This window comes from Vicinamibacteria bacterium (genome assembly GCA_035620555.1).
Lineage (GTDB): Bacteria > Acidobacteriota > Vicinamibacteria > Marinacidobacterales > SMYC01 > DASPGQ01.
Map to the genome: position 1 here is coordinate 1 of DASPGQ010000334.1, position 6222 is coordinate 6222.

Here is a 6222-nt window from a genome sequence, read left to right on the forward strand (position 1 = left end):
CGAAGACGGCTACACCGAACGCGTGATGGCTGCCTGGGGGCTCGACGGTCACAACTCGCACACGAACATTTGCTCATCGGGTGCCCGGGCGGGTTACCACTACTGGATGGGCTACGACCGCCCGAGCCCCGATCACGCGAATGCCAGAGTCATTCTCCTGGTGAGCGCCCATTTGGAGTCCGGTCACTACTTCAATCCCCATGCCCAGCGCATCATCGAGGGCAAGAAAGACGGCGCGAAGCTCATCGTGCTCGACGTGCGTTTGTCGAATACCGCGACTCACGCGGACCATTGGCTCGCGCCCTATCCGGGAAGCGAAGCCGCCATCTTCCTCGCTATCGCGCGCTATCTGGTCGAGAACCGGCTCTACAACCGTGACTTCGTCCGGAGGTGGTGGAACTGGCAGGAGTATCTGGAAACGGAACGGCCTGACGTCGAGCCGACGTTCGATAACTTCGAACGCGTGCTGGTGGAGCTCTACCGTGACTATACGTTCGAGCTCGCCGAACGGGAGTCGGGGGTCGAAGCCTCGGTGCTCGAACAGGTCGCCGAGATCGTGGCGACCGCCGGGACTCGGCTCTCGACGCACAACTGGCGCAGTGCCGCGGCGGGGAACCTCGGCGGCTGGCAGGTCTCGCGGACGTTGTTTCTCCTGAATGCGCTCATGGGGGCCGTCGCCACGCCGGGGAGCACCTATCCCAACGCGTGGAACAAGTTCGTCGGCAAGCCGATCCACGTCCCGCCTCATCCCGACGTGTGGAATCATCTGAGCTGGCCGATCGAGTATCCGCTGGCGATGAACGAGATGTCCTTCCTGTTGCCCCACTTCCTCAAGGAAGGCCGCGGCCGGCTCGACGTGTATTTCACGCGCGTCTACAACCCGGTCTGGACCAATCCCGACGGCTTCACCTGGATCGAGGTGCTGAGCGACGAGGAGAAGGTCGGACTCCACGTCGCGCTGACCCCGACCTGGAACGAGACCGCGTATTTCGCCGATTACGTGCTTCCCATGGGGGTGGGAGCCGAACGCCATGACATTCATTCCTACGAGACCCACGATGGCCAGTGGATCGGCTTCCGGCAGCCGGTGATGCGCGTGGCGAAGGAGCGCCTGGGGGAGTCGCACCCCGATACGCGAGGAGCGAACCCCGGAGAGGTGTGGGAAGAGAACGAGTTCTGGATCGAGCTTTCCTGGCGCATCGATCTCGACGGAACCATGGGCATTCGCCGGTTCTTCGAGTCGAAGAGGAACCCGGGGAAGAAGCTAACCGTGGAGGAATACTACGCCCATATCTTCGAGCACTCGGTTCCAGGGCTGCCCGAGCGGGCCGCGGCCGAAGGACGGACTCCGCTCGAGTACATGCGGCGCTACGGCGCGTTCGAGATCGCGAAGACGGTCGGACCTCTGTACGAGAAAGAGGTTGCCGGCGAGGAGCTCGAGGACGAGCGCATCGACGGAACCGGACGGGTGTATACGAGAGCCCCGAAGCCCGCCTCCCCCAACGTGGTTCCCCAGCCGTCGCCCCCGTCCGATGCGGACGGGAGACGACCGGTGGGAGTCCGCGTGGACGGTAAGATACTCGCCGGCTTTCCCACTCCCAGCGGCCGGCTCGAGTTCTACTCGAGAACTCTGGTGAGCTGGGGGTGGAGAGAATACGCGATTCCGACTTACATCAAGAGCCAGATTCATCCGGAGAATCTCGATGAGGGAGAAATCCCGCTGATCGCGACGTTCCGGCTGCCGGTGCACATCCATACGCGCAGCGCCAACGCCAAGTGGCTCGATGAGATCGCCCATACGAATCCGCTCTGGATCCATCCTCGAGAGGCGGCGCGGCTCGGAGTCGCCACCGGTAGCCTCGTTCGAGTGAGCACGCGCACCGGCTATTTCGTGGTCAAGGCCTGGGTCACGGAGGGCATTCGACCCGGTGTCGTTGCTTGCAGTCATCACATGGGTCGGTGGAAGCTCCATGACGACGGCCAGCGTCAAATGATGGCCACGGTTGCGATGGCTCGAAATGGATCGGACTGGTCTCTCGATCGCCAACGGGGAGTGAGCGCCTTCGAATCGGCGGATGCCGACACCGGCCGAATCTGGTGGACGGATGCCGGAGTGCACCAGAACCTCACGTTCCTGGTGCAGCCCGATCCCATCTCGGGTATGCAGTGCTGGCATCAGGCCGTGCGCATCCAGCCCGCCGAGCCTGGCGATCGCTACGGCGACATTCACGTGGACACGGAGAAGGCCCATCATTATTACCAGGAGTGGCTCGAGAAGACGCGATCGGCCGAAAAGGTCTCACCGGACGGAACCCGCCGGCCGTACTGGCTCCTCCGCCCGCTCAAACCGACGCTCGACGCCTATCGGCTCCCGAGCGAGCCGGAGCCGGTGGTGAACGCGAAACGATAGTTTGTTCTCCAAGAATCGCGAGCAGTTGGCGGGATCGGTGAAAGCACCGATACGCGCGGATTTGATTGCGGGGCTCACCGTCGCTCTGGTCGGGCTTCCCCAGTGCCTGGCCTACGCGATGATGTCGGGTCTGCCTCCCGCGTACGGAATCGCAACCGCCGCCGTACCGGGGCTGGTTGCCGCGCTGGTTGGCCGCAGCGCGCAGGTCGTCACCGGGCCGACGAACACCACCGGGCTCCTGATCTTGAGCGCCCTCTTTCCTTTTCTCGGGGCTAATGGACTCATTGGCGCGGACGGCCTGCCGGTGCTGGCGACGCTGACACTTCTTGCGGGAGTGACTCGTCTGGTCGTGGGTTATGCCGGGGGAGAGACGCTTTTGCGATTTCTCCCCGAGTCCGTGCTGGTCGGCTTCACCGCGGGTGCGGGGGTGTTGATCGCGACCATGCAGCTCGACGAGGCACTGGGATTGCCGCCCGTTCGCGAGACCGGACTCGCAGGAGAGTTTGCCGCGGTGGCGTCGTCCTTCCGGGAGGGCACCTATCCCGCGCTGCCTGCCGTCCTCGTGACCGTGGGAGTGGTCCTCGTTCTCGTTCTCGGCCGGCGCTTTCTGCCGCGAGTTCCCATCGCGCTCGTCTCGCTGTTGGTGATTAGCGTCGGCGCCTGGGCGCTTGCCCTCGATCAGAGCACGGGCGTTCCGCTGGTCGGCGATCGAGCCCCGGTACCGAAGGGTTGGCCCGAGACTGCTTTGCCAACGCTCCGACTCGATCTTCTGCATGACTTCTTCGTTCCCGCGCTCGCCATCACGCTTCTCGGCTCGCTGGAGCTCGCGGTAACCGCTAGAGCACGGGGTGCTCGGCCCGACATGAAACGAGAGATCCTGGCGCAAGGGTGGGCGAACATCGCCGGAGCCTTCAGCGGAGCCTTCCCGGCATCGGCGAGCCTGACGCGATCCGCGCTTCTGCAATTCGTCGGCGCTCGGACACGACTCGCGGCGGCGTCCGCGGCGATCTTCGTCCTTCCCATTCTGCTCATCGCCGCGCCCTCGGTTGCCTACATTCCCCAGGCGGCACTCGCCGGCGTGCTCTTCGTGACCGCCTTTGGAATGATCGATCGGGTAGCGATGTCGCGCATGTGGCGAGCGAGCGCGGCAACCCGGAGCCTTCTCGTCGTCACTCTTACTTCGACTCTCGTCCTTCCCCTCGAATGGGCGATTCTCCTCGGGGCGGGTCTAGGGCTGGTCATCCATCTCGCGCGTACGAGCATTCCTCGCGTCCGCCTCCTGACGGCCGACGGTCCCAAAGAGCGGATCCGCCCGATAGGCCCGGAGGATGAGCCCGCGGTCGTCATCGTCGAGGTCAGCGGAGACCTCCATTATGCGGCCGCCGAACCATTTCTAGCGGAAGTGGAGCACAAGCTGCCGTCTTCGGCCCGCGTGGTCATCATGGACCTGAGCCACGCGCACGAAATGCGTTTCACGGCTCTTCTCACCCTGGAGCGTTTCGCCAGCGATCTGGAAAGGCGAGACGTGCGCCTTCACCTCGCCGGTGTGCCGAAGGACGTATATGACATGTTGCGGGCTACCGGGAGCAGGTTGCGTGCCGTTCCGGCGGAGGCCGAGCCGTACCTCAGCGTGAGGAAATGCCTCGCTCTCCAGGAATCCGAGGGATCAGAACCTGACAGGTGAGGTTGGAATCAGTCGCATCCGCAAGCGATGACGAGCGCTCGACACACTCGAGCCATCTTTTCCGGGGAGACGGACCCCACGAATCGCTCGAGATCGTGCTGCGTGACGGTGAAGACGTTACAGAGGTTCACGCATGACGTCTTTTTCAATCCTTCTTCCATTCCCAGCGCGACCTCCGTGGGAGATCCGCGAAGCGTCGAGGTCACCGCTGCCACGGTCACGGTGTGCAAGGCACGGATTAGAGAGGGCCGGCTCAGGATGAGAACGGGTCGCCGTTTGTCAGGGCTCGGACGGCCGAGGAGCCACAACTCACCTCGGTTCAGTCGACGGGCCATTCCTGCGCTCCCACGAGCTCTGCCACCTCGTCGAGCATTTGCTTTGCATGTCCCTCATAGGCCCGTTCGATCTCGGCATCGATCTCGCGGCGTCGTTTGGTCCTCAAGTAGAGCTCAACCGCCGAGCGGATGAACGCCGAACGGCCCCGCTGTCTGACTTCGGGATCCCGGTCGATCCTCTTCAGAAGCTCTTTATCCATAGAGACTTGTATCGCTTGGCTGGGCATGTACATACTGTACCACAGATCGTTGTGGTGTATCTTGTTGGGTACCCAATAAGCGTAGTTCTGGGTCTCGAGGCTACTTTTCGACCGACTTCACCTGGGCGGTCACTCGAACCGGTGTACGAAGCGAATGCGAAACGAGGCAGGCTGCCTCGGCTTTTTCGACGATGCGACGCGCCCGCTCGACGTGCTTTTCCTCCCCGACCTCGACGTGCGCCTCGATGTCGATGCTCGTGAATCGGTAACCTTCCCCCTCGACCTTCTCGAGCGTTCCCTTTGCCTCGGAACGCCACCCTCGCACTGGCAGCTTGGAGAATTCCGCAATGGCGAGAAACGTCATCATGACGCATGCGTTCGCCGAAGAGACGAATAGATGCTCGGGCGTCCATCGCTCTCCCGGCCCGCCAAACTCGGGTGGTGCGGCGATCTCGAGAGGCGGTAGCCCAGGGGACTCCAGACCTCCCTCACGCTTCGCCGTCCAGTGTACCGAGCTTTCGAAATGATGCACGTCCGACATGACAGCCTCCCCTTACTCTACATCTTTAGAGGTAAAGCGTCGTAGGTGACAGGCAAATTTGCAAGAGCGCTGGCACGTCAGCAAAGCCACCGGGAGCTTTGGTCATTCCCAGCGAAGGGCTTCGGTTGGCGCGAGCCTGGAGGCGCGCCGCGCAGGCAGGTAGCTGGCGGCGAGGGAGACTGCCCCGAGCGCTAGAGAAACGGCGGTGTAGGTCGGAGGGTCGATAGGTCCCACTCCGAACAGGAGCGCCGACATCAGCCTCGTGAGTCCGAAGGCCGCTCCGAGACCGATGAGGATCCCCATCGCCGTGAGCCCGAGCCCGTGTTTGAGCACGAGCCCGCTCACGTCGCGGCGTGCCGCGCCGAGCGCCATGCGAACGCCGATCTCCCGGGTTCGCTGCGAGACGGTGTATGAGATGACTCCATAGATCCCGACGACGCCGAGCACGAGAGCAACGCCCGAAGCGATGCCGAGCATGACGAGGGTGAACGACGTGCGGGCCAGCGAGCGGTCGAGGATCTCATCGAGTGTGCGCACGTTCGCCAGGGGCAGGTTTGGGTTGACCGACCAGATTGCGTCCCGCACCTCGGCAAGAAGGCTTGGCGAGTCGGCGCGTTCCGTCCGGATCGCGTAGACCATCGAGCGCTGCGTCAGGACCTCCGCGCCCCACATATTCTTGACGACCATGGGGAAATAGACGACAGCCGTAGGTCTTTCATCGACGCCGTCGTCGTGAACGTTGCCGACCACTCCCACGATCTCCCGCCAGTCCGACTCGAGAGAGGACCGCACACGCTTGCCCAGGGCCCTCTCGGGCTCGGCCCAGAGCTCGCGCGCGAGGTTCTCGGTGATGACGACGACGGGCGCATGGTCATGGATGTCCGTCCAGGTGATCTCACGGCCGGTAAGAAGGGGATTGCCCATCGTTTGGAAGTAGTTCTCTGAGATCCACTTGAATCGCCGTATCGGGGGAAGCTGGCCTTCCGGCAGGGGGAAGTCTTCCACGTCGAGAGCGTCGTTGCTGTTTCGGCCGTCCATCGTGACGGAGTTCG

At 63.3% G+C, this 6222-nt stretch carries 6 protein-coding genes; 2 read left to right on the plus strand and 4 right to left on the minus strand.

From position 1 onward, the window contains the following. Both VEK15_13550 and VEK15_13555 read left to right on the plus strand, forming a co-directional pair. Window positions 1-2410 (plus strand): molybdopterin dinucleotide binding domain-containing protein (locus tag VEK15_13550; GenBank protein HXV61718.1); only part of this gene is annotated, 2410 nt, incomplete at its 5' end. Between the two features lie 37 nt (window positions 2411-2447). Then, window positions 2448-4094: a SulP family inorganic anion transporter gene (locus VEK15_13555; protein ID HXV61719.1), complete on the plus strand. Its 1647-nt coding sequence runs from the start codon at window positions 2448-2450 to the stop codon at window positions 4092-4094. Between the two features lie 8 nt (window positions 4095-4102). Here the strand turns inward: VEK15_13555 and VEK15_13560 are convergent, their stop codons facing one another. The 4 genes from VEK15_13560 to VEK15_13575 all read right to left on the minus strand — a co-directional run. Then, window positions 4103-4429 carry a type II toxin-antitoxin system PemK/MazF family toxin gene (locus VEK15_13560; GenBank protein ID HXV61720.1) on the minus strand — a complete coding sequence of 109 codons (327 nt, stop codon included), beginning with the start codon at window positions 4427-4429 and terminating at the stop codon, window positions 4103-4105. Further along, the gene (locus VEK15_13565; GenBank protein ID HXV61721.1) at window positions 4414-4629 is read right to left on the minus strand and encodes a ribbon-helix-helix protein, CopG family; all 216 of its coding nucleotides are present in this window, start codon (window positions 4627-4629) and stop codon (window positions 4414-4416) included. Before VEK15_13565 ends, VEK15_13560 begins: the two co-directional genes overlap by 16 nt. A gap of 100 nt (window positions 4630-4729) precedes the next feature. After that, window positions 4730-5170: an OsmC family protein gene (locus VEK15_13570; GenBank protein ID HXV61722.1), complete on the minus strand. Its 441-nt coding sequence runs from the start codon at window positions 5168-5170 to the stop codon at window positions 4730-4732. 102 nt (window positions 5171-5272) lie between these two features. Continuing rightward, the coding region (locus VEK15_13575) for an FtsX-like permease family protein (GenBank protein ID HXV61723.1) at window positions 5273-6222 on the minus strand (950 nt) is incomplete at its 5' end.